General features: G+C 68.5%; 24 protein-coding genes. 9 read left to right on the top strand and 15 right to left on the bottom strand.

Translation table 11 applies throughout. The annotated features are described in order from the left end of the window. Nucleotides 1-140: 140 nt before the first annotated feature. Nucleotides 141-935 (bottom strand): DeoR/GlpR family DNA-binding transcription regulator, encoded by a 795-nt coding sequence (locus AMK34_RS13430; protein ID WP_073845545.1) that lies wholly within the window; start codon nucleotides 933-935, stop codon nucleotides 141-143. Continuing rightward, nucleotides 932-1,558: a histidine phosphatase family protein gene (locus AMK34_RS13425; protein ID WP_038520762.1), complete on the bottom strand. Its 627-nt coding sequence runs from the start codon at nucleotides 1,556-1,558 to the stop codon at nucleotides 932-934. The genes AMK34_RS13430 and AMK34_RS13425 overlap by 4 nt, the downstream gene beginning before the upstream one ends. Nucleotides 1,559-1,635: 77 nt before the next feature. Here AMK34_RS13425 and AMK34_RS13420 point away from each other — a divergent pair, with 77 nt between their 5' ends. The 7 genes from AMK34_RS13420 to AMK34_RS13390 all read left to right on the top strand — a co-directional run bounded on the left by AMK34_RS13420 (nucleotide 1,636) and on the right by AMK34_RS13390 (nucleotide 8,348). Further along, nucleotides 1,636-2,322, top strand: a complete 687-nt coding sequence (locus tag AMK34_RS13420; RefSeq protein WP_073845543.1) for an HAD family hydrolase — start codon at nucleotides 1,636-1,638, stop codon at nucleotides 2,320-2,322. Continuing rightward, nucleotides 2,319-4,004 (top strand): dihydroxyacetone kinase family protein, encoded by a 1,686-nt coding sequence (locus AMK34_RS13415; RefSeq protein WP_073845541.1) that lies wholly within the window; start codon nucleotides 2,319-2,321, stop codon nucleotides 4,002-4,004. Before AMK34_RS13420 ends, AMK34_RS13415 begins: the two co-directional genes overlap by 4 nt. Beyond that, on the top strand, nucleotides 4,005-4,460 hold the full coding sequence (locus AMK34_RS13410) for a ribose-5-phosphate isomerase (RefSeq protein ID WP_037335333.1): 456 nt from the start codon (nucleotides 4,005-4,007) through the stop codon (nucleotides 4,458-4,460). A 37-nt stretch (nucleotides 4,461-4,497) separates the two neighbouring features. Continuing rightward, nucleotides 4,498-5,532 (top strand): 2-hydroxyacid dehydrogenase, encoded by a 1,035-nt coding sequence (locus tag AMK34_RS13405; protein ID WP_073845539.1) that lies wholly within the window; start codon nucleotides 4,498-4,500, stop codon nucleotides 5,530-5,532. Then, the gene (locus tag AMK34_RS13400) at nucleotides 5,529-6,977 is read left to right on the top strand and encodes an FGGY-family carbohydrate kinase (protein ID WP_073845537.1); all 1,449 of its coding nucleotides are present in this window, start codon (nucleotides 5,529-5,531) and stop codon (nucleotides 6,975-6,977) included. The genes AMK34_RS13405 and AMK34_RS13400 overlap by 4 nt, the downstream gene beginning before the upstream one ends. Nucleotides 6,978-6,979: 2 nt before the next feature. Continuing rightward, complete coding sequence (locus AMK34_RS13395) at nucleotides 6,980-7,630, top strand: class II aldolase/adducin family protein (protein WP_038524701.1); 651 nt, start codon at nucleotides 6,980-6,982, stop codon at nucleotides 7,628-7,630. A gap of 121 nt (nucleotides 7,631-7,751) precedes the next feature. Beyond that, nucleotides 7,752-8,348: a hypothetical protein gene (locus AMK34_RS13390; RefSeq protein ID WP_073845535.1), complete on the top strand. Its 597-nt coding sequence runs from the start codon at nucleotides 7,752-7,754 to the stop codon at nucleotides 8,346-8,348. Between the two features lie 4 nt (nucleotides 8,349-8,352). Here the strand turns inward: AMK34_RS13390 and AMK34_RS13385 are convergent, their stop codons facing one another. From AMK34_RS13385 to AMK34_RS13365, 5 genes are all read right to left on the bottom strand, one after another. Then, the gene (locus tag AMK34_RS13385) at nucleotides 8,353-9,045 is read right to left on the bottom strand and encodes an HD domain-containing protein (protein WP_037335342.1); all 693 of its coding nucleotides are present in this window, start codon (nucleotides 9,043-9,045) and stop codon (nucleotides 8,353-8,355) included. Nucleotides 9,046-9,112: 67 nt separating this feature from the next. Further along, a complete protein-coding gene (locus tag AMK34_RS13380) occupies nucleotides 9,113-9,751 on the bottom strand; it encodes a hypothetical protein (RefSeq protein ID WP_037335344.1) in 639 nt (212 codons plus the stop codon). A 40-nt stretch (nucleotides 9,752-9,791) separates the two neighbouring features. Then, nucleotides 9,792-10,838: a hypothetical protein gene (locus AMK34_RS13375; RefSeq protein WP_241832803.1), complete on the bottom strand. Its 1,047-nt coding sequence runs from the start codon at nucleotides 10,836-10,838 to the stop codon at nucleotides 9,792-9,794. 149 nt (nucleotides 10,839-10,987) lie between these two features. After that, nucleotides 10,988-11,593, bottom strand: coding sequence for a transglutaminase-like domain-containing protein (locus AMK34_RS13370; RefSeq protein ID WP_038520744.1), 606 nt, complete (start codon nucleotides 11,591-11,593; stop codon nucleotides 10,988-10,990). After that, complete coding sequence (locus AMK34_RS13365) at nucleotides 11,590-12,150, bottom strand: TetR/AcrR family transcriptional regulator (protein ID WP_073846277.1); 561 nt, start codon at nucleotides 12,148-12,150, stop codon at nucleotides 11,590-11,592. The genes AMK34_RS13370 and AMK34_RS13365 overlap by 4 nt, the downstream gene beginning before the upstream one ends. A gap of 87 nt (nucleotides 12,151-12,237) precedes the next feature. On the opposite strand from AMK34_RS13365, the gene AMK34_RS13360 reads away from it, so the two are divergent. Both AMK34_RS13360 and AMK34_RS13355 read left to right on the top strand, forming a co-directional pair. Further along, nucleotides 12,238-12,957, top strand: a complete 720-nt coding sequence (locus AMK34_RS13360; protein WP_073845533.1) for an alpha/beta fold hydrolase — start codon at nucleotides 12,238-12,240, stop codon at nucleotides 12,955-12,957. Between the two features lie 135 nt (nucleotides 12,958-13,092). Further along, nucleotides 13,093-13,956 carry an alpha/beta hydrolase gene (locus AMK34_RS13355; protein WP_073845531.1) on the top strand — a complete coding sequence of 288 codons (864 nt, stop codon included), beginning with the start codon at nucleotides 13,093-13,095 and terminating at the stop codon, nucleotides 13,954-13,956. Between the two features lie 41 nt (nucleotides 13,957-13,997). On the opposite strand, the gene AMK34_RS13350 is transcribed toward AMK34_RS13355, so the two are convergent. The 8 genes from AMK34_RS13350 to AMK34_RS13315 form a co-directional block, all read right to left on the bottom strand. Continuing rightward, complete coding sequence (locus tag AMK34_RS13350; RefSeq protein WP_073845529.1) at nucleotides 13,998-14,462, bottom strand: HIT family protein; 465 nt, start codon at nucleotides 14,460-14,462, stop codon at nucleotides 13,998-14,000. Nucleotides 14,463-14,471: 9 nt separating this feature from the next. Beyond that, complete coding sequence (locus AMK34_RS13345) at nucleotides 14,472-14,816, bottom strand: hypothetical protein (protein ID WP_073845527.1); 345 nt, start codon at nucleotides 14,814-14,816, stop codon at nucleotides 14,472-14,474. Between the two features lie 10 nt (nucleotides 14,817-14,826). Further along, the gene (locus tag AMK34_RS13340) at nucleotides 14,827-16,260 is read right to left on the bottom strand and encodes an MBOAT family O-acyltransferase (RefSeq protein ID WP_038520731.1); all 1,434 of its coding nucleotides are present in this window, start codon (nucleotides 16,258-16,260) and stop codon (nucleotides 14,827-14,829) included. Between the two features lie 85 nt (nucleotides 16,261-16,345). Further along, the gene (gene rlmB / locus AMK34_RS13335) at nucleotides 16,346-17,302 is read right to left on the bottom strand and encodes a 23S rRNA (guanosine(2251)-2'-O)-methyltransferase RlmB (protein WP_037335364.1); all 957 of its coding nucleotides are present in this window, start codon (nucleotides 17,300-17,302) and stop codon (nucleotides 16,346-16,348) included. Between the two features lie 37 nt (nucleotides 17,303-17,339). After that, nucleotides 17,340-18,737 carry a cysteine--tRNA ligase gene (gene cysS, locus AMK34_RS13330; RefSeq protein ID WP_038520728.1) on the bottom strand — a complete coding sequence of 466 codons (1,398 nt, stop codon included), beginning with the start codon at nucleotides 18,735-18,737 and terminating at the stop codon, nucleotides 17,340-17,342. A gap of 46 nt (nucleotides 18,738-18,783) precedes the next feature. Then, the gene (locus AMK34_RS13325; RefSeq protein WP_073845526.1) at nucleotides 18,784-19,470 is read right to left on the bottom strand and encodes an HAD family hydrolase; all 687 of its coding nucleotides are present in this window, start codon (nucleotides 19,468-19,470) and stop codon (nucleotides 18,784-18,786) included. 107 nt (nucleotides 19,471-19,577) lie between these two features. Next, the gene (locus tag AMK34_RS13320) at nucleotides 19,578-19,973 is read right to left on the bottom strand and encodes a PPOX class F420-dependent oxidoreductase (protein ID WP_037335370.1); all 396 of its coding nucleotides are present in this window, start codon (nucleotides 19,971-19,973) and stop codon (nucleotides 19,578-19,580) included. A gap of 14 nt (nucleotides 19,974-19,987) precedes the next feature. Further along, nucleotides 19,988-20,383, bottom strand: a complete 396-nt coding sequence (locus tag AMK34_RS13315) for a PPOX class F420-dependent oxidoreductase (RefSeq protein WP_073845524.1) — start codon at nucleotides 20,381-20,383, stop codon at nucleotides 19,988-19,990. Between the last annotated feature and the right edge of the window lie 6 nt (nucleotides 20,384-20,389).

Raw genomic sequence — 20,389 nt, 5'->3', positions numbered from 1 at the left:
CTTTCAAGATGTTACATCGGTGGATTTTCGTGTTAGCCTCGCGCGCCCGGGTCGGTCCCGAGTACGTGAAGGCCCCCTTCACTGCGCTAGACGCAATGAAGGGGGCCTTCACGTACTTCAGGTCTCGGCAGGCGTGCGCCTCAGAGTTCCGCGAGATCCACTTCCACCTGGCTTCGCATCTCCTCGGCCAGGTGCTCTTCCACTCCGTCGTCGACGATCAGCACGTCGAAGTCGCTCAACGGCGCCAGCCGGTGCAGCGCCGCGCGTTCGGTCTTGCTGTGGTCCATCAGCAGCACCTTCGTCCGGGCGCTGGCCAGCATCGCGCGCTTCAGCATCACGATCTCCGGTTCCTGATGGAACGTCATCCGCGTGTTCATCGCCGAGGTCGAAACGAAGGTCGCGTCGACGTTGATCCGCTCGATCGCCTCCAGGCTCTGCATGCCGAGGAACGAGTCGTGGGTCGCGGAGTAGTCGCCGCCGATGCAGATGAGCCGCAGGTCGGGAACGCCTTTGAGCAGTTCGATGGCGCCGAGGTAGTTCGTCGCGACGGTCAGCGGGGTGACGCGGTGCAGCATCTTCGCCAGCGCGAGCGCGCTCGTCGAGTCGTCGAGCAGGATCGACATCCCCGGCTCGACGCGCGCGAGCGCGTGCGCTGCGATGGCCATCTTCTCTTCCGAATGCACGTTCATCCGGTAGTCGGCGTTGCTTTCGAACACCGTCGACGGCATGGCCGACACGCCACCCCGGTACTTCCGGAGCAGGCCGCGCCGCGCCAGTTCGTCGACGTCGCGGTGCACCGTCATGGTGCTGACGCCGGTGAGTTCCACCAGTTCGGCGATGCTCGCGGAGCCGGTCGTGAAGACGTGTTCGGTGATCAGCTGCTGACGCGTGTTACGAGAGTGCGCGCTCGCACCGGCCGTCTTCTCATCGCTCATGTCGTCCAGTATCGCGTGCGGGCGGGCTGATTGAGGCGCAGCAGGCCGGTGCGCGTGCCGTCGATCTCGATCTCCGTGACGGCCGCGTTGTCCAGCCGCGGGAACACGGTGCGGTAGTTCTCGAGCGGGATGCCGAGCAGCGCGCACAACGTCAGCCTGATCAAGGTGTTGTGCGCGACGACCAGCACCGTCTCGCCCGGCGCCTCGGCGGCGATCCCGCGCAAGGCGCCGGCTCCGCGGGCGGCCGCGTCGGCGGGCGGCTCCGAACCGGGGAACGCGCCGCTCACGGGATCGGCGAGAAACCTTGCCACCGCAGCGGGATCCGTCTCCGCCAGCTCGGCCCTGGTACGCCCTTCCATCAGTCCGAAGTGGACTTCGTGCAGCTCGTCGACCACCCGCAAAGGCAGGTCCAGGGCCTTCGCGGACGGCTCCGCGGTGCGCCGTGCCCGGCTCTGCGGCGAGCAGAACACGGCGGACGGCTTGGCCGCCGCGGCGAATCCGGCGAGCTCGTCCGCCTGCCGGAGCCCTTCCTCGGTCAGCGCGACGTCACTGCTGCCCGCGTACCGGTTCTCGGCATGCCATTCCGTTTGGCCGTGCCGTGCCAATAACAACCGTGCGACCACGCGATCCCTCCTCGAGGCTTGTTCAGATCACATCATCGATGTTAACTTAACAGCATCGATGTGAAAGGAGATGCCGGATGGCACTCGCCGCGGTGGTGTTCGACCTGGACGGTGTCCTCGTCGACAGTGAACACCTTTGGGAGGAGAACTGGGTGGCGTACGCCGCCCGGCACCGCACCGAATGGACCGCCGAGGACACCGCGTCCGTGCAGGGGATGAGCGCGCCCGAATGGGCCGCGTATCTCGCGAAGCGGTCCGGCACCCCGGAAAGCGCGGCCGAGGTCGAGCGTGCCGTGGTCGACGGCATGATCGCCGCGATCGAGGCGGACGAGGCGCCCCTCCTGCCCGGCGCAGGGGAGATGGTCCGCGAGGTGAGCGCGAAGGTGCCGGTCGCGCTGGCGTCGTCGGCCGCCCGCCGGGTGATCGACGCGGTGCTCTCCAAGCACGGGCTCACCGGCGAGTTCGCCGCGACCGTCTCCAGCGCCGAGGTCGCCAGGGGCAAACCGAGCCCGGACGTCTATCTCGAAGCCGCGGCCAGGCTCGGCCGGTCCGGTGAGGAATGCCTCGGCGTCGAAGACTCCAGCAACGGCATCCGTGCCGCCGCCGCGGCCGGGCTCACCGTGATCGCGTTGCCGAATCCGGTGTACCCGCCGAAGCCGGACGCGCTGGAGCTGGCCGCCGAAGTCGCGGAGAACAACGACGACGTGCGCCGCAAGCTGCTCGCGTACCTGTCCGGTGAATTCGCGGAAGCGAGCGGGCGATGACGGTCCTGGGTGCCGCGGAGACGTTCAAACGCGACTGGCTGGACGGGTTCGTCACGGCCTACGGGCGTTCGGTGCGCAAGGTTCCCGGCGCCTATGGCGTGCTGCGCCGGGAAGAATCCGAACCCAAGGTCGCGGTGGTGATCGGCGGCGGCTGCGGGCACTATCCCGCGTTCGCCGGGCTGGTCGGTCCTGGTCTGGCCGACGGAGCCGTGGTGGGCGACGTGTTCACCAGCCCGAGCGCCGAGCAGGTCTATCGCACCGCGCGGGCCGCGGAGAGCGGGGCAGGCGTGCTCTTCGGCTACGGCAACTACCAGGGCGACGTGCTGCATTTCGGGCTCGCCGCGCGCAGGCTGGCCGCGGAGGGCATCGAGAGCAGGACGATCCTGGTCACCGACGACATCGCCAGCGGTCCCGCCGACGCGCCGGAAAGGCGTCGTGGTGTCGCGGGCGACTTCCTGGTCTTCAAGATCGCGGGCGCCGCCGCCGAACGCGGTGACGATCTGGCCACCGTGCACGCGGTGGCGGAGAAGGCGAACGCGAACACCCGGACGTTCGGCGTGGCGTTCGGCGGGTGCACGCTGCCCGGCGCGTCCGCTCCGCTGTTCACCGTCGGCGAGAGCGAGATGGAGCTGGGGCTCGGCATCCACGGCGAGCCCGGCGTCCGCACGGTCGGCAGGCTGAGCGCACGGGAGCTGGCCGACGAGCTGGTCGACGGTCTCCTCCCGGAGCTGCCCGCCGGCGACGGACGCGTGGTGGTCCTGCTGAACGGGCTGGGCCGCACCAAATACGAGGAGATGTTCGCGACCTACACCCGGGTGCACGAGCGGCTCGCCGCGGCGGGGCTCAGCCCGTCGCACACCGAGGTCGGCGAGTTCGTGACTTCGCTCGACATGGCGGGTGTCTCGCTGTCGATCCTGGTGCTCGACGACGAACTCGCCGAGCTCTACGCGGCCCCCTGCGACACGCCTGGCTACCGGAGCACCGGTGCCGCGCTGGCAAAGGTGCCGCTGGAGTCCACAGTGGACGCTCTGCTGGCGGAGGCCGAGCCGGGGCAGGGCATCGTGGATCGCGCGCTGACCGTGGCCCTGCGCGATATCGAGGCCAACGAAGCCGAACTCGGCCGGTTGGACGCGGTCGCGGCCGACGGCGACCACGGGCTGGGGATGACCAGGGGCATGCGGGCCGCGGTCTCCGCCGCTCGGCGCGACGGAGACTCGCTGTCCACCGCGCTCCTGGCCGCCGGGACGGCGTTCGCCGACGCGGCGGGCGGGGCGTCCGGCGCGCTGTACGGCGTCCTGCTCGCCGAGACCGGGGCGGGACTGCGTGGCCTGGCGGCCGAAGAGGTCACCACGGGAACACTCGCCGGCGCGGTGGACGGCGCGGTGAAGGCGTTCGTCGAACTGGGCAAGGCCGAGCCCGGCGAGAAGACCATGCTCGACGCCATCGAGCCGTTCCGGCTGGCGTTGCGCGAACAGGCCGAGGCGGGCGCCGACGTCCCGCAGGCCTGGCAGAAGGCGGCCCAGGTCGCGGTGAGCGCGGCCGAGGCCACGGCGGACCTGCTGCCCGTCAAAGGCCGGGCGGCGCGATTGGCGCGGCGCAGCGAAGGGCACCCCGATCCCGGGGCCACCTCGTTCGCGCTGCTCGTCACCGCGGTCGGCCAGGCTCTCGGAAAGGAAGACTGAATGCGGATCGTGGTGGCGGCGGACAACGCCGGGGTGGCACTCAAGGACCAGCTGCGTGACCTGCTCCTCGCCGACGACCGGGTGGACGAGGTCACCGACCTCGGCGTGGCCGACGGGTCCGACGACAAGGCGTACCCACTGCTCGGCCTGGCGGCGGCGGAGACCATCGCGCGGGGCGAGGCGGATCGCGGCGTCCTGGTCTGCGGGACCGGGATCGGCATGGCGATCTCGGCGAACAAGGTCCCCGGTGTCCGGGCCACGGTCGCGCACGACTCGTACTCCGCCGAGCGTTCGGTCAAATCGAACGACTGCCAGGTGATCACCTTCGGCGCCCGGGCGATCGGTCCGGAGCTGGCGAAGAAGATCGTCGCCGAATGGGTCGGCCATCGCTTCGACCCGGCATCGGCCAGCGCGAGCAAGGTCGCGCACATCACCGAATACGAGCAAGCTCACTGAACGCGGCCCGACACGGGCACGGAGAGAGGACGCAGAGTTGCGGATACTCGCTGCGGGAGACCATTTCGTCGGCACCGGCCTGCTGGCCGACGCCGTCCGTGCCGAGATCGGCGCCGGGCACGAATTCTCGGAACTGACCCTGCCGTGGCCGGTGGAGCCGTTCGGCCCGGTCGCGAACGTCCACGAGGCCAGCGGCACCGAGGAGCAGGTGATCGAGGCCTTGGCCGGAGCCGAGGTCGTGGTGACCCAGATGGCGCCCTTCACCAAGCAGGTGTTCGCGGCCGCACCCGGGCTCAAGCTCGTGTCGGTGTGCCGGGGCGGCCCGGTCAACGTCGACCTCGCGGCGGCCACCGAAGCGGGTGTCGCGGTGACGTACGCGCCCGGCCGTAACGCCGGTGCCGCCGCCGAATTCGCGGTGGGGATGATCCTGGCCGCGATGCGCCGGATCTCGACGTCCTCGGCCGAACTGCTGGGCGGCACCTGGCGCGGCGACTACTACGCCTACGACCAGACCGGTCTCGAACTCGACGGGACCACCGTCGGCCTGGTGGGGTACGGCGCGATCGGTGCGCGGGTGGCCAAGGTGCTCGTCGCGTTCGGTGCGAAGGTGCTGGTCTCGGACCCGTTCGCCGACCCGGCCCGGATCAGTGCGGACGGGGCGGAGCTCGTCGAACTGGACGACCTGCTGCGCCGCAGTTTCGTGGTGAGCCTGCACGCCCGGCTCACCGAGGAGACCCGGCACCTGATCGACGCCGCCAAACTCGCTTTGCTGCCGGAAGGCGCCGTGCTGGTCAACACCGCGCGCGGTGGCCTGCTGGACTACTCGCCGCTGCCGGAAGCCCTGCGCTCGGGACGGCTCGGCGCGCTCGCGCTCGACGTGTACGACGTCGAGCCCCCGCCCGCGGACTGGGCGTTGCGCGACGCGCCGAACGTGATCGCGACGCCGCATCTCGCCGGGGCCAGCAGGCAGACGGCGGAGCGGGCGGCGAGCATCGTCGCCGCCGAAGTCGGCCGGTACGCGCGCGGGGAGACGCTCGCGAATCTGGCGAACCCCGAGGTCCTGCGGCCATGATCATCGGCGTCGACATCGGCACGTCACTGACCAAGGCGGTCGTCTTCGACAAGGCCGGGATGTCCGTGGCGAGCGCGTGCACCACGTCCGAGGTGCACCACCTGCCGGGCGGGTTGGTCGAACAGGATCTCGATCAGGTGCTGGGCACCGTGGCGACGGTGGTGCGCGAGGTCGCCGCCGGGCTCGACGGTCCGGTCACCGCACTGGCCCTCACCGGTCAGGGCGACGGGCTGTGGCTGCGCGACGAATCCGGCGAGGCCGTGCGCCCGGCGATCTCCTGGCTCGACGGCCGGGCGAACTCGTTGCTCGCCCAGTGGCAGGCAGGCGGAGTGGCCAGGGAGGTGTTCCGCCGTACCGCGTCGGGAATGTTCCCCGGTTGCGCCGCGGCCATCATGTCCTTTTTGGACACTCATGAACCGGAGTCGCTGGACAGGGCGGCGGTGGCGGGTTACTGCGTCGACGCGGTACTCCAGCGGCTGACGGGCGAGATCACGGTCGACGCGTCGGACGCTTCGCTGCCGTTCCTCGACCCGGCCACCCGGCGGTACGACGAAGACGCCATCGCCGCCGTCGGTCTCTCCCACCGCCGGAACCTGTTCGCGGAGCCGGCGGCGCCGAAGACCGTGTTCCGCTTGGACGAACGCGGCGCCGGACTGCTCGGGCTTCCGGTCGGGCTGCCCGTCACCGCGGGGCCGTTCGACCTGCCCGCGAGTGCCATCGGCGCCGGTGTACGACGGCCGGGCGACGGCATCCTCACCGCCGGCACCACTCTCGCCTGCCAGGTCCTGACGGACTCGGCGGAGTTCGATCCGGAAGGCGAGCCCGCCGGGATGTTCCTCTGCACGCCGGAAGAAGGCCAGTTCCTGCGGGCGATGCCGGCGATGGTCGGCACGGCGGGGATCGACTGGATGTGCCGCCTGTTCGGGATCGAGGTCGAGGAGATCGGCTCGCTGCTCGACACGAGCGAGCCCGGGGCTGGCGGGGTCCGCGCGCTTCCGTTCCTCTCCGCGTCCGGTGAGCGGGCGCCGTTCGTCGACGCTTCGGCGCGGGCCCAGTTCTCCGGGCTGAGCCTGGAGAGCGAGCGGGGGGACATCGTCCGGGCGCTGTGCGAGTCGATCGCTTACGCGGCAAGGCAGTGCTTCGAGGCGGCCGGTCTCACCGGCACGTTGTACGCGTGCGGCGGCGGGGTCCGGTCGCTCGAATGGACCCGGATCTTCGCCGACGTTCTCGGACGGCCCATCGTGATCCCCGGCGATCCCGGAGTCGGCGCGCGAGGCGCGGTGATCGTCGCGGCGGACGCCCTCGGCGAGCCGGTCGACCGGGAACTCTGGGCGGAGAGCGCGCGCGTCGTCGAGGTCCGGCCCGAGAACGTAGGGTTCTACGAGCAGGGCTATGCCGACTATCAGGCCTCACTGGCCGCGGCCCGCGGACTTTGGAGGTTGTGACGGTGATCCTGGCCAAAGAACGCCTGGCGGTCTGCGAGTTCGCGCGCCGGATGACCGCGGACGGGCTCGTGGTCGGCACCTCCGGCAACGTCTCCGCGAGGCAGGGCGAGCTGGTCGCCGTGACCCCGACCGGGGTCGACTACGCCGGGCTGCGGCCGGAAGACATCCCGGTGGTCGGCCTGGACGGTGAGATCGTCGAAGGCACGCTCAAGCCGACCAGCGAGCTCCCGATGCACCTCACGGTGTACCGGCAGGCGACGGATCCGGACGGCAAGCCGATCTCCGCGGTGGTGCACACGCATTCCGTGCACGCGACGGCTGTCTCCACCCTTGTCACCGAGGTGCCGCCGATCCACTACATGCTCGCCGCGATCGGTCCGACAGCCCGCGTCGCCGCCTACGCGACGTACGGCACCGAAGAGCTCGCCAAAGCCATGCTGGAGGCGCTGGACGGCCGTCGGGGCTGTCTGCTGGCGAATCACGGCACCACCACCTTCGGCGACAGCCTCGGCTCGGCGTACAGCCGCGCGCAACAGCTCGAGTGGGTCTGCCAGGTGTGGCTGACGGCGCGCGCGGCCGGAACGCCGAACCTGCTCCCGCCCGACGAGATCGAGCACGTCGTGGAGAAGCTCCGCGGCTACGGCCAGCGCTAGGCCACACCTTCCCCCAAGCGACGGACCGGGTTCAAACCGGCGAGGGACGCCAACGGGCAGCAGCGGCTGTGATCGTGGGAACCGATCAAGTGATCGGCATCCGATGGTCCGAGGAGCACGCATGACTGTCCACCACCCCACCGCGCCCGGGCGACTGCGCGCCGCCTGGCACAACGCGCACGCCCCGGTGCCGGGAGTCCCCCGGTGGGCCCGGATCGCCGCCTACGCCATTCCCTTCGTCGTGCTGCCCTCCGGCGTCTGGCGGATCATGACCGTCGTCTTCCATATCGGTGACGACGCCACGCACGGCGCGGGCCAGCTTCCGTCGTGGTTGCCGGGGCCGGTGTACATCGTCGGCCTGTCCGTCGTCTCCGAACTGCTGGCGTTCACCGCCATCGGACTGATCGCCTCCTGGGGCGAGGTCGTCCCTCGCTGGATCCCGTGGCTGGGCGGACGCCGAGTGCGGCCCCTCGCCGCGATCCTGCCCGCCGCCCTCGGCGCCACGATCCTGACCGTCCTGTGGACCACCGCCTTCGTCACCGGGATGTCCGGGCTCACCATCCAAGGCGACCCGCTCCCGGCCGACTACCCCGCGAATGCCATGCACGGCTGGCAACTCGCGTTCTTCGAACTCACCTACGTGCCGCTCCTGCTGTGGGGCCCCTTGCTGGCAGCGGTCTGCTTCGCGTACTGGCGGAGGCGCCGGCACGTTCACTGACGTCCTAGGACGCCGCGGGCTCGACTTCGAAGTCCGTGGCGTCCACGGCGTGCACCGCGTCGAGAAGCTCGACGACCGTCGGATCGTCGACGGCTTCCTTGATGCACTGCCACAACTGGAGGTTCGCCAACGCCCAGCGGGAGTAGTTCTCCGCGGCTTTCGGGTTGTAGAAGTAATAGCCGCTGTCGTGGACGTCGCGTTGTTCGCCGACGATCTTGTGTGCCAGCTCGCGGAGGCTCAACCCGTTCTCCCGCAGATAGCGGTGGGCGAGGACGACGGGCGTCACCGGCAGTGCCTTGAACAGCGTGTCGGCGTCGCTCAACGCCTGGGCTTCGAGCGAGATGTGGCGGCCTCTGGTGGCCATTTCGGCTTCGTCGATGATCTCGTCGATCCATCGGCCCACGTTCTCCTCGACCCCGCATTCCCGCAGGATGTCCATCCGGAGGTCTCGTCCGGCCGCCGCGGGGGAGTTCCGGAGCACGATGTAGTTCACATCGTGCACCAGCGCCGCCACTTCGACGACGGTGCGATCCGCGCCGTTGTGGTCGGCGAACCCCGCGGCCTTGGCCCGGACGAAACTCACGTGGTGCCAGCCGTGGAACTGCAGTTTGTCCGCATAACGCCAGCACAGTCTCCGGACGTGCTGTTCGACGGCGTCAATGGTGTGGGAAGGAATCGTGCTCTTTCGCGCGCGCATACACCTCTCCGATCCCGTTCAGGAGACGGGTGGAGTAATGGTATGCGCCTTCGACGGCGGTGTGTAGTTAGATGCGGCCCGCGAGATCCCCCAATCGGACCTCAACCGGAACGTGACGATGCCCTGTCCCGGTCTTCGGGTCAAAGGAAAGACTGAACTCGCTCACGGGGCGTGATTTCACCAAAAACGTCATAGTCCCTTCGGTGGCCTCGGGAATCCGATGGAACTCGTCCGCGTACATGACGCCTACCGACCCGGTCTGACACAGCGTGCTACGTCGTAACCGAACCGATGTGATCAATCCGGAAAGCTGGTCGCGCAGGGTCGAATAACGTTCGTGGACGTAGTTGCCACGGAGGATCGTGGTGCAGAAGTGGTATCTGTGATTGTGCACGGAATCGGCGTACCCCTCACGCCAGTCCTCCGGCGCCTTGTACTCGTGCAGCCAGACCGAAAAAGGATCTGTCGGACAATCGAGCAGGCACCAGGCGAAATGGGTGGTGGTCTCCCTGGACCGCTCGAGTACCGCGCTCGCCTCGTCCGGGCTCAGCGAATCCAAATGCCGTCGGAGGTCGTCGCGCAACTCTGGTCTCGACGTCCAGTCGCGGAAGATCCCGTCGACGATCTGCCAGTGCTGCGCCAGCGGCAGGTCCGTGGTCCGGAGCAGCGCGGAGAGCTGGGTGAGGGGGGACAAGCGAGTGAGCAACTTCAGCTCCTCAAATCTAGTGCTCTGCGACGCCGAGAGGTCAGGGGTTCAACTCGGCGAGTGTGGTGAACTCCTTCCGGAAGGAATGGAATTTCCCTTCCAGTTCGAGGAAGTTCTCTTCGGTCAGGGGAGAGCCGGTGATCTTTTCGTACAGGGCGAGAAAATCCGCCCGCGTCGTCGTGGTGGAGATGCGGAAATGCCGTCCCGACCGAGACTGGGACACGCGCAGGAACTCGGAGCGTTCCTTGTTGTACAGGAAGGATCCTTCGCTGAACCGCAGCGTTCGCGGATACAACGTGGTCGCGCCGCGGATGTCGCTGTACAAGGTCACCCAAACGCTCTCGTCGAACACTTCGAGCCGGTCCAAGGGCGGGTCGGCGACGACGGTGATGTCCACCAGCGAGCACCGGCTGCGGGCCAGGAACAGCCCGACCAGGCCGATGCTGATCTCGTCGTTGAGCCGCGACCGGATCGTCTCGTAGTCCATGCCCGCTTCTTCGCTGCGCAGGAGATACCGGGCCCTGCCACCGATCGCGCCCTCGTCGCGTGGGTCGGCGATGACCACGCGGAGCTCTCTTTCGGTGCGGGACAACAGCAATCGGGCCGCGGCATGCCTGCCGGAGAACCCGCGGAAGAAGTAGTGCCTGGCCACGTCGAGGTCTTCGGTCATGACCCGGTTGAACAACGGATCCGGATCGGTGGTCGCTTCGAAGACGTGGGTGGGGAAGAATTCCTTGTTGAGCGAACGGTATTCGGCGCTGAGCGCTTCCAGCGCTCGTCGGCTTTCCTCGATCACCGGGGTCACCATCGCGCGTTGTGACGCGGTGGCGGTGATCAGGGTCTGGCCGAAGCCGACCACCGCGGAGATCAGGGTGCCGGTGCCCAGTGAGGTGAGCAGTGTCTTGCCGGCGCCGGGATCCATCATGCTGGAGATCCACAGGCTGAGGCCCGCGACGACGACCAGTACGGTGAGCAGAAGACTCGTCCTGGTCCAGAAGATCTCTTGCAACGGGGTACGGCGGAGCCGGTCGGCTTCCGCGGGCACGAGGGTCACCTCCTTGATCAGCACCCGAACGGACGAACGCAGTGCGTATCTGTTCGAGTGCGGGGAGTTACTCTACGCGCATCGTGACAATGTCGAAATAAGAAAATCGGGGGAAAGGGACCAACAACGAATGTGACGCTAGGCGATGCCGGTTTCGCATCGGAGGTTTCGCCGGATCGCGGAAAAACCACTCACGGAGCGTGCGGAAGGATTCCTTCGTACCACGCCGGGCCGGGCTTCGCGGACGACAAGGTTTCGACGACGGCCGAAGACGGTGCGGTGTACACGGTGGGGAAGTCGATCTCGCCCTTCGACGGGTCCAGCGTCCAGGCGAGCCGTTCGTCTTCCGGCTGACTCGCTCGTATGAAAGGAAAGTGCGCGTCCGCGCCGTTCTTGTTGCCCCTCGGGTCCAGCCGGATCCACCGGTCCGGACCACTGAGGTACACGGCGTTGAGCCCGTGCAGGACGCCGATCCGCTGATAACAGAACCCGGCCGGGATGCCTTGGCTGCGAAGCAAAGCGGCCAGCAGGTGGGCCTTCGCGTAGCAGAGCCCGACTCGCTCGCGCAAAACCTCGGAGGCCATAAGGGTGACGCGGGAATCGGCGGCGTCCACCGTATGGGCGATCTCGTCGCGCACGAAGTGAAACATCGAACGAATCACGTCGGCCTCGGTGCCGCCGGTCGGTGACAGGCTGTCAGCCGTTTCGCGGATCAGCGGATGATCGTGATCGACGATCGCGTCGGCGGCGAGATAATCTTCGAGCCGTTCGGATTCGATCTTCAGCGTGATTTTCACGCGGCACCACCCAGCGCTGTGTCGACGACTTCTTCGAGGAATTTCGGACCGGTTTCGCCGCCTCGCAGCAGCAAGCGGAACCAGATCGCCCCCGCCAGCAGATCCATCACCAGTACCGGATCGACGCCGGCGCGCAGTTCGCCTCTCGCGGTGGCGCGTTCGAAGATCGGCTCCTCGCGGGCCATGCGGTCGGCGAAGAAACTCCTTGCCACGTCACCGAGTTCCGGGCGCCGGGGGCCCGCGGTCAGGGCCGCCGTGACGACCGGCGCGGTGCGCTCCGAAGTCAGTAAACGATGGATTTGCGTTGCCACGGCGAGAAGATCGCCGCGCAGGCTGCCGGTGTCCGGGACGTCGACGGCGAACAGGCCCGAATCGCGCAACGCGGCGGCCAGGAGCGCGTCCTTCGAAGGCCACCAGCGATACAGCGTCGTCTTGTTGACGCCGGACCGGGCGGCGACGGCCTCGATGGCAAGCTTGTCGTAGCCGTGCTCCGCCAGGAGTTCGAGGGTCGCGGCGAAGATCGCCTCCGCCTTGCGAGGGCCGTTCCGAGTGCTCACCGCCCGAGAATACAACGCACCGTTGCGTTGCATGACGATCGGGCGTACTTTGCAACGCAACGGTGCGTTGCAATTAGGAGGCAGTCCATGGTTCCCGTCGTCTTCGTCCACGGCATCCGGCTCAGCGGTGCCGCCTGGACCGAGCAACTCCACCTGCTCGGACATTCCGCGAAAGCGGTCGATCTCCCAGGCCACGGCACCCGGAGAGGTGAGCGGTTCACCTTGGCCGCGGCGGCGGACGCGGTCGCCGAAGCGATCGACGAGCCCGCGCTGGTGGTCGGACACTCGCTCGGTGGCTACGTCGCGATCGCAGCGGCGGCGAAGTATCCGGAGCGCGTGGCGGGGCTCGTCGTCGCGGGCTCGACGTTCCTGCCCGGCAAGGCACTGGAGACTCCGTTCCGTTTGGCGCACCGCTTGCTGATGCGGCTGCCGGACCAGGGCGAACGGCTGAGCCGATGGCAGTTCCGAAGCGCTCTGCCGCCGAAGCTCGCCGAAGCGGTGATCGGCGGCGGCATCGCGACCGAAGTCATCCCGGACGTCGCAGAGGCCTTCGCGGGCTTCGACGTGCTCGCGGACCTGGCTGCCTATCCGGGGCCCACCTGGCTCGTCAACGGCTCACGCGACCACTTCAGGCGCCATGAACGCCGCTTTCTCGACGCCTGCGCCGACGGCAGGCTGATCAACGTCCCGAAGGCGGGGCACTACCTGCCGATGGTGCGGGGCAAGGAGTTCGCCCGGCTGGTGCTCGACGCGGCCCGATCTCCGGCACCCGGTAAATCGGAGGCGGCCGGTGTCGCCTCCGGCTAAGGTGATCACCATGTGTTCCGTCATCCACAATTGGCAGGCCCTTCGCATCCGGTCGACGCGCTGACCTGGTGCCGCCCCTCGGCGGCGTCGAGGTCCACGTCCACCGTTCGCCAAGGATGACAAGGATCTTTCACCATGCGCGCACTTTCGCGCCCTGTTTTCGTCTTCGTTCACGGCGGTTCCAGCAACGCCAGGGCCTGGGGTCCGTTGCAGAACGAGCTGGCACTGCTCGGATACCGTTCGCACGCCGTCGACCTGCCCGGCCACGGCGACCTGGCGGACAGCCCCGCCGCCTACTACAACCAACCCCAGGACCTTGCCGCGTTGGCGGCCGCTCCCTCCCCGATGCGCGGGGTCACGTTGCAGGACAACGTGCGGCACGTGGTGGACACGCTGCGGCGCCTCGACGGCCGGCGGCCGGTCGTCCTGGTCGGCAACAGCCTCGGCGGTCTGACGATCAGCGCCGTCGCCAACGCCGTGCCGGAGTTGCTCGACCGTGTCGTCTACCTGTCCGCGCTCTGTCTCAGCGATCCGGCCATGCTCACCGAACCGTGGGACGTGGTCGACGACAACCTGCTTGACGCGGTGTCGGCGCGGATCGCCGTCCCGGGGGTGAGCGAACCCGGTGTGGCCCGGCTGAACTGGCGCTCCGCCCACGGCGACCCGGCGCTGTTCGCGGAGTTGAAGGCCGCCATCATGGCCGACTCCACCGACCACCAGTTCCGGCTTTTGCTGGACTCGCTGGACCCGGACGAGAATTACGCGGTGCTCGAGCCGGGCGCGGTGGTCCGGGCGGACGGGTGGGGGCGGGTCCCGCACACCTACGTGCGGCTCGCCGAGGATTTCGGCATCACCCCGGCCGTGCAGGACTACATGATCCGCAAGGCTGACGAGCTGACTCCGCACAACCCGTTCGAGGTGCGCACCCTGGCCTCGTCGCACGTCGGTTACTTCAGCCGGCCGAGGGTCTTCGCCGAAGCGCTGATCGACCTTCTGTGAACGAACGCCGAGAGTGCCCCGCGGGGCACTCTCGGCCTCCCTCAGGTGCGCAGCCGGTCGATCTCAGCGGTCAGTTCAGAGCGCAGCGAGTCGTGCTCAGGCCCGAGCGAAGCGGCCCAGTTCTCCTCCGGATACAGCCAGACCGGCCGTCCGACCACGTCGGCCGGTTCCCAGTCGTACCGCGGCCAGACGTGCGCGTGCAGGAACGGATCCGTATTGCCGAGGATCTCCAGGTTCACCCGGCGGAAGCCCGGATCCCTTCGCGCGCAGACGTTTTCGACGGCTTCCCCGAGCAGATCCATGTCCGCCAGGAACTCCAGCCGCCGCGGCCGCGATAGATCGCTCAGCCTGCCGACGTCGGCGGAATCGGTCAGCAGGACGCAGTAGCCCGGAAGGAATTGCGTATCGCCGATCACCGCGAAGCCCGAGGCCAGGCGCCGCAGTACGGTCGGATTCTCGCCGCGCAGCGCCGAACCGATGCGATCCCGCTTCCACCCGTCGGTCATGAGGCCAAGCTAGCCGACCGGGAGGATCGAACCGCCCTGGCTGGTGAGCTGAGTGGCCAGCCGGACCGGCTCGTGATGCGGCGCCAAGACGATCGAGGCGAACGGCGTCGCACTGGACCCGGCCCCGTAGTTGGTCTGCATGTGGACGCTGACGTGCACGTTCCGGTCGGCGGGGATCTCGAACCTGACCGACCCCCACGAGACCACGTACTGCCTGCCGTCGATGCTCGCGAACGGCACGTAGGTCAGCCTCATGCTCGGAAAGGGACGCATGTCGACCGTGAGCAGACGGCGAGGACCGTCGTGGTTGTCCACGTACGGGATCACTCCGGGCTGGGCTGCCAGGTTGGTCATTTCGGCTCCGTCAGAACTGGTAGTAGAGGAACGGGCTGAACGTCCCGGTCGCGATCAGGATGGCCGCGTACACCAGGCCGACGGTCATCACGCCGATCCGCAGCGCCGTGGCCGGGCGGCTCCGCGACGATTCCAGCAGCGGCCCCGTCACCGGATGCGCGGGCAGGAACACGATCGCCAGCGCGCACAGCAGGATGAGCAACCGCTGGTTGGTCACGGCGCTCTCGACGACGTCGGTGAGCCCGGTGAAGTCCGGCAGCACCATGTGCCCGATCATGCCGAGCGCGTGCGGCAGGTCCTTGGCGCGGAAGAACACCCAGCCGAAGACGACGAGCACGAGCGTCAGCGCTCGGCGGCCGATCCGGGCCGCCTGGGACTTCGGGGTGACGTCGTAGCCGAATGCGCGTTCCACGATCAGCAGCGCGCCGTGGTAGATGCCCCAGATCAGGAACGTCCACTGCGCGCCGTGCCAGAACCCGGTCAGCACGAAGACGATGCACAGGTTCCGGTACGTGTGCCCGGCGCCGGTGCGGTTGCCGCCCAGCGGGATGTACACGTAGTCGCGGAACCAGCGGGACAGCGACATGTGCCAGCGTCGCCAGAATTCGGTGATGGTCACCGACGAGTACGGTCTCGCGAAGTTCTCCGGCAGCCGGAAGCCGAGCATGCGGCCGAGCCCGATCGCCATGTCGGAGTAGCCGGAGAAGTCGAAGAACAGCTGCAGCGTGTATCCGATCGCGCCGAGCCAGGCGATGGCGAAGGTCATCTGGTCCGGTGGCGTGTTGAAGCAGGCGTCCACCATCGGGCTGAGCGAGTCCGCGATGATCGTCTTCTTGCACAGCCCCAGCGCGAACCGCGGGAAACCGGCGGCGATGTCGTCGAGGCGGTGCGACCGCTGCTGCGGCAGCTGGTCGGCGATCTCGCGGTACCGCACGATCGGCCCGGCCACCAGCTGCGGGAACATCGCGATGTACGCGGCGAACGACACCGGATCGCGCAGCGCGCGGCGTTCACCGCGGTAGATGTCCACCACGTACGAGATGTGGTGGAACGTGTAGAACGAGATGCCGATCGGGATGACCAGGTCGGCCACCGGGAAGCCGCCGCCGAACCAATGCGTCACGGCCGCGATCTGCTGGGTCGCGAACCCCGCGTACTTCCAGATCAGCAGCATGCCGACGTTGAGGCCGATGACGCCGAGCAGCAGCCGCTTGCGCCGTTTGTTCTGCAGGTCCCACGCGTTCGGCTCCAGCGCGGGCCCGGCGAAGAAGTTGACCACCATGCAGCCGAGCAGCACGAGCGTGTACGGCCCGGCGCCGGTGGCGTAGAAGATCAGGCTGCCGACCGCGACGATGCCGTTCCGCCAGCCGCGCGGGCACACCAGCACGGCGAGCAGGACCGCCGGCATGAAGTACCACAGGAACAGCGGTGAAATGAACGACATCGGTGCGGGGTCCCCCAGGGCGGTTACGCGTTATCCGCTGGTGACCTTAGCCTGCGCACCCCGCACCGTGTGCCGAAGTGCGGGGTCAGACACGTCCCGCGAGCCGTCGGCGGCGCGCCACCTCGGCCAGCAGCACCCCGGCCGCGACCGACGCGTTGAGCGATTCGACGCCGGCCGCCATCGGGATCGAGACGGTCGCGTCGCAGGTCTCGCGCACCAGGCGGGACAGACCGCGGCCCTCGGAGCCGAGCACGATGACCAGCGGATCCGCCGCGAGGTCCAGCTCGTCGATGTCGACCGAGCCGTCCGCGTCGAGGCCGACGACCATCAGGCCTTCGTCCTTCCACGCCTTCAGTTGACGGGTCAGGTTGGTCGCGACGGCGATCGGCAGCTTGGCCGCGGTACCGGCCGAGGTCCGCCACGCGACCGCGGTCATCCCCGCGCTGCGCCGCTCCGGCAGGAGGACACCCTGCGCGCCGAACGCGGCGGCCGAGCGGATCACCGCGCCGAGGTTGCGCGGGTCGGTGACACCGTCGAGCGCGACGAACAGCGGGGTCTGCCCGGAGTCCTTCGCGACGGCCATCAGGTCGCGCGGGTCGGCGTAGACGAACGGCGGGACCTGCAGGCCGAGACCCTGGTGCATGGCCCGGTTGGTCTTGCGGTCCAGTTCCTCGCGCGGGATCTCCAGGATCGAGATGCCCTTGTCGCCGGCGAGCCGGACGGCCTCGTTGACGCGGTCGTCGATCTCGATGTTGATCGCCACGTACAGCGCGGTCGCGGGCACGTCGGCGCGCAGCGCCTCGACCACCGGGTTGCGCCCGGCGATCAGTTCCGGCTTGTCGGCCTTCTTCTGCCGCGCCTGGTCCTTGCGGTCACGCGCGTTGGCCATCCGGTACGCCTTGTGGCCGGGCCGGTCCTCGGCCTTGGGGGTCGGGCCCTTGCCTTCGAGGCCCTTCCGGCGCTGGCCGCCGGAGCCGACGACCTGACCCTTCTTCGTGCCGGGCTTGCGAATAGCGCCCTGGCGCCGGGAGTTGCCTGCCATCAGTGAGAATCCTTGAGCTAGAAAACGCGAGTAAGGGTCAGACGTCCTTGACGGTCCACTGAGGACCGTTCGGCGTGTCCTCCACCACGATGCCCGCCTGCTGGAGGCGGTCACGCGCGGCGTCCGCACGGGCGAAGTCCTTGTCGGCGCGGGCCTGCTGCCGTTCGGTCAGCAGCCCTTCCACGAGATCGGACAGTGCCTGCCGGGTGGGCGTCTCATTGCCGCCCGCCTCGGACCAGCGCGCGGAGAGCGGGTCGAGGCCGAGCACGTCGGTCATCGCGCGCACGGAGGCGGCGATTTCGAGTGCCTTGGAATTGTCGGCCGCGTCGAGGGCCGCGTTACCGTCCCGGACCGTGTTGTGCAGCACGGCGAACGCCTGTGGGGTGGCCAGGTCGTCGTCGAGGGCGGCGGCGAACCCGGCCTGGATCTCGCCGAGGGGCACGGCGCCGGCGCCGCTCGCGGTCCGGCGGAGGAACTGCTCGATCCGCCGGTAGCCCTGCGCCGCCTCGGTGAGCGCGCCCGGGGAGTACTCGATCGTCGACCGGTAATGCGGCTGGACCAGGTAATACCGCAGTTCGGGCGCCCGGTACTCGCGCAGCATCTCCGGGATCGAGACCGTGTTGCCCAGCGACTTGGCCATCTTCTCGCCGGCCATGGTCACCCAAGCGTTGTGCAGCCAGAACCGCGCGAACGGATCACCCGCGGCGTTCGACTGGGCGCGCTCGTTCTCGTGGTGCGGGAACACCAGGTCGACGCCGCCGCCGTGGATGTCGAACTCGGCGCCGAGATACGTCGTCGCCATCGCCGAGCATTCGAGGTGCCAGCCGGGGCGGCCGGAACCCCACGGCGTCGGCCACGACGGTTCGCCCGGCTTCGCGCTCTTCCACAGCGTGAAGTCGCGCGGGTCGCGCTTGGCCTCGCCGCCACGCTTGTCCTCGCCCTGCTGGACCTCGTCGAGCTTCTGGCCGGAGAGCTCGCCGTAGCCGTCGAACGCCTTCACCGAGAAGTACACGTTGCCGTCCGCGGCGTAGGCGTGCCCGCCGTCGATCAGCCGCTGCATGAGCTCGACCATCTGCGTGACGTGCCCGGTCGCCCGAGGGGCGATCGAGGGCGGCAAGCAGCCCAGCGTCTCGTAGGCCGACTCGAACGCGCGCTCGTGCGTCGCCGCCCACTCCCACCAGGGGCGACCCGCCTCCGTGGCCTTGTTGAGGATCTTGTCGTCGATGTCGGTGACGTTGCGGACCATCAGCACGTCGAGTCCACTGTGGACGAGCCAGCGACGCAGGACGTCGTAATTCAGCGCGCCGCGGATGTGGCCGATATGCGGGATGCCCTGCACGGTGGCACCACACACGTACATGGACGCCGTTCCACTACGGGCGGGATGGAACTCCCGCACGCTTCGGGTCGCCGTGTCATAGAGGTGTAGTGCCACCCTAAAAGGGTACGGGGTCGGCGTGAGCGGTGTCGCAGTGACCGTATTACAGCACGTTATGGGTGCGCAGGGCGCTGAGCAGGGCGTCCGGCCGCTCCGTCGTCGGCAGCGGCTCTACCAGCGCGAACGCGCAGCCGATGTCGCGCGCGGCGCCGTCCGCTTCCTCGCTGTCGCCGACCATGAGCGTTTCCGCCGGGTCGACGCCGAGCCGCTCGACGGCCGCGCGGAAGATCTCCGGCTCCGGTTTCACCGCTCCGACCTCGAACGACAGGATGAACTCGTCGACGTAGGCGTCCCAGCCCCGGCGGCCGAACGCGGGCCGGATGTCGAAGGCGATGTTGCTCAGCACCCCGAGCTTCACACCCTTGCCCGAGACGCCCTTGAGAACGGCCTCGGTGTCCGGGTACGGCGTCCACTGGGTGGGATCGATCAGCCGGGTGTAGAGCGCGAGGGCCTGGTCGGCGTGCGGCACCCCGGACTGCTTGAGGACCTCGAGGTACACCTTCCGGTGCAGCACCGGGTCGCGGTCGCGGTGGTTCCAGGCGTACTGGTGCTCCTCGTCGAGATCGACGACCTGGCCGACCGGCGCGGTCATCCGGCGCATCAGTTCGGTCTGGGCCTCGATGTCCAGGCCCTCGCCCTCGTGGTCGGTGAGGTCGGCGAGCCAGGTCTCGTCCTGTTCGAGCCGGAAGACCGTGCCGGAGAAGTCGAACAACACAGCGCGAAAGGTCACGGGGTCCACATTAGCCACGATCGTGGGGTTCCTGCCGCCCCTCGCGTGTGAGATGAAAGGTCCTTTCCTTGCGAAATTTGCAAGGAAAGGACCTTTCATGGCGCGTGTCAGGCGGCGTTGCCGGTGATCTTGGTGGGCGTGATCCGGACCAGTACGCGGACGACCTCCGCCGGCTCGTCCGGGTAGTCCTTGCCGAGGTACTTGTGCGACAGCTCGTTGATCAGCTCGCGGCCGCCCTCGTCGGTCATCTCCACGGTCCCGCGGATCTCGACGTAGTCGTACGGGTTCTCCTGATCGAAGACCGAGACGGACACCCGCGGGTCCCTGGCCATGTTCCGCTCCTTGAGACGGCCGCGGACGGTCGCGAAGATCACCGTGTCGCCGTCCCGCTTCGCCCACAGCACGGACGTCTGCGCGGAGCCGTCGGCGTTGATGGTCGCCAGCACCGGGAAGTTGTTGCCGTCGAGGAGTTTCTTGGTCGCGTCGTTGAAGGTCACACCCATGCCCGAGAGCCTAATCACCGGACGTTCCCGGCGATCCGTTCGACGCGCAGGCGGACGATCACCCGCTCGACCTCGTCGCCCTCCGGCGGCGGGTCCTGGCCGAGGTATTTGTGGCTGAGCGCCTTCGGCAACGTCTTCCCGGGATCCGGGGTGATCGTGACCGTGCCGCGCAGCTGCGTGTGCCGGTACGGGTTCTCCGCGTCGGTGATCGACACGCTCGCGCGCGGATCGCGGCGCAGGTTTCGCACCTTCAGCCGGTCTTCGGTGGCGCTGAAGACCAGCTCGCCGTCGTCGAGGCCCACCCAGACGACCGAGGTCTGCGGGCCGCCGTCGGCGTCCAGCGTGGCCACGGTCGCGAAGTTCTTGCCGTCCACCAGTTCGCGGACCGGTTCGGGAAGTGTGACTGCCATGACAGC

Source organism: Amycolatopsis sp. CB00013, assembly GCF_001905755.1.
Taxonomy (GTDB): Bacteria; Actinomycetota; Actinomycetes; order Mycobacteriales; family Pseudonocardiaceae; genus Amycolatopsis; species Amycolatopsis japonica.
The sequence above is the reverse complement of the archived record's forward strand: the minus strand, read 5'-3'. Positions and strand labels throughout refer to the sequence as shown.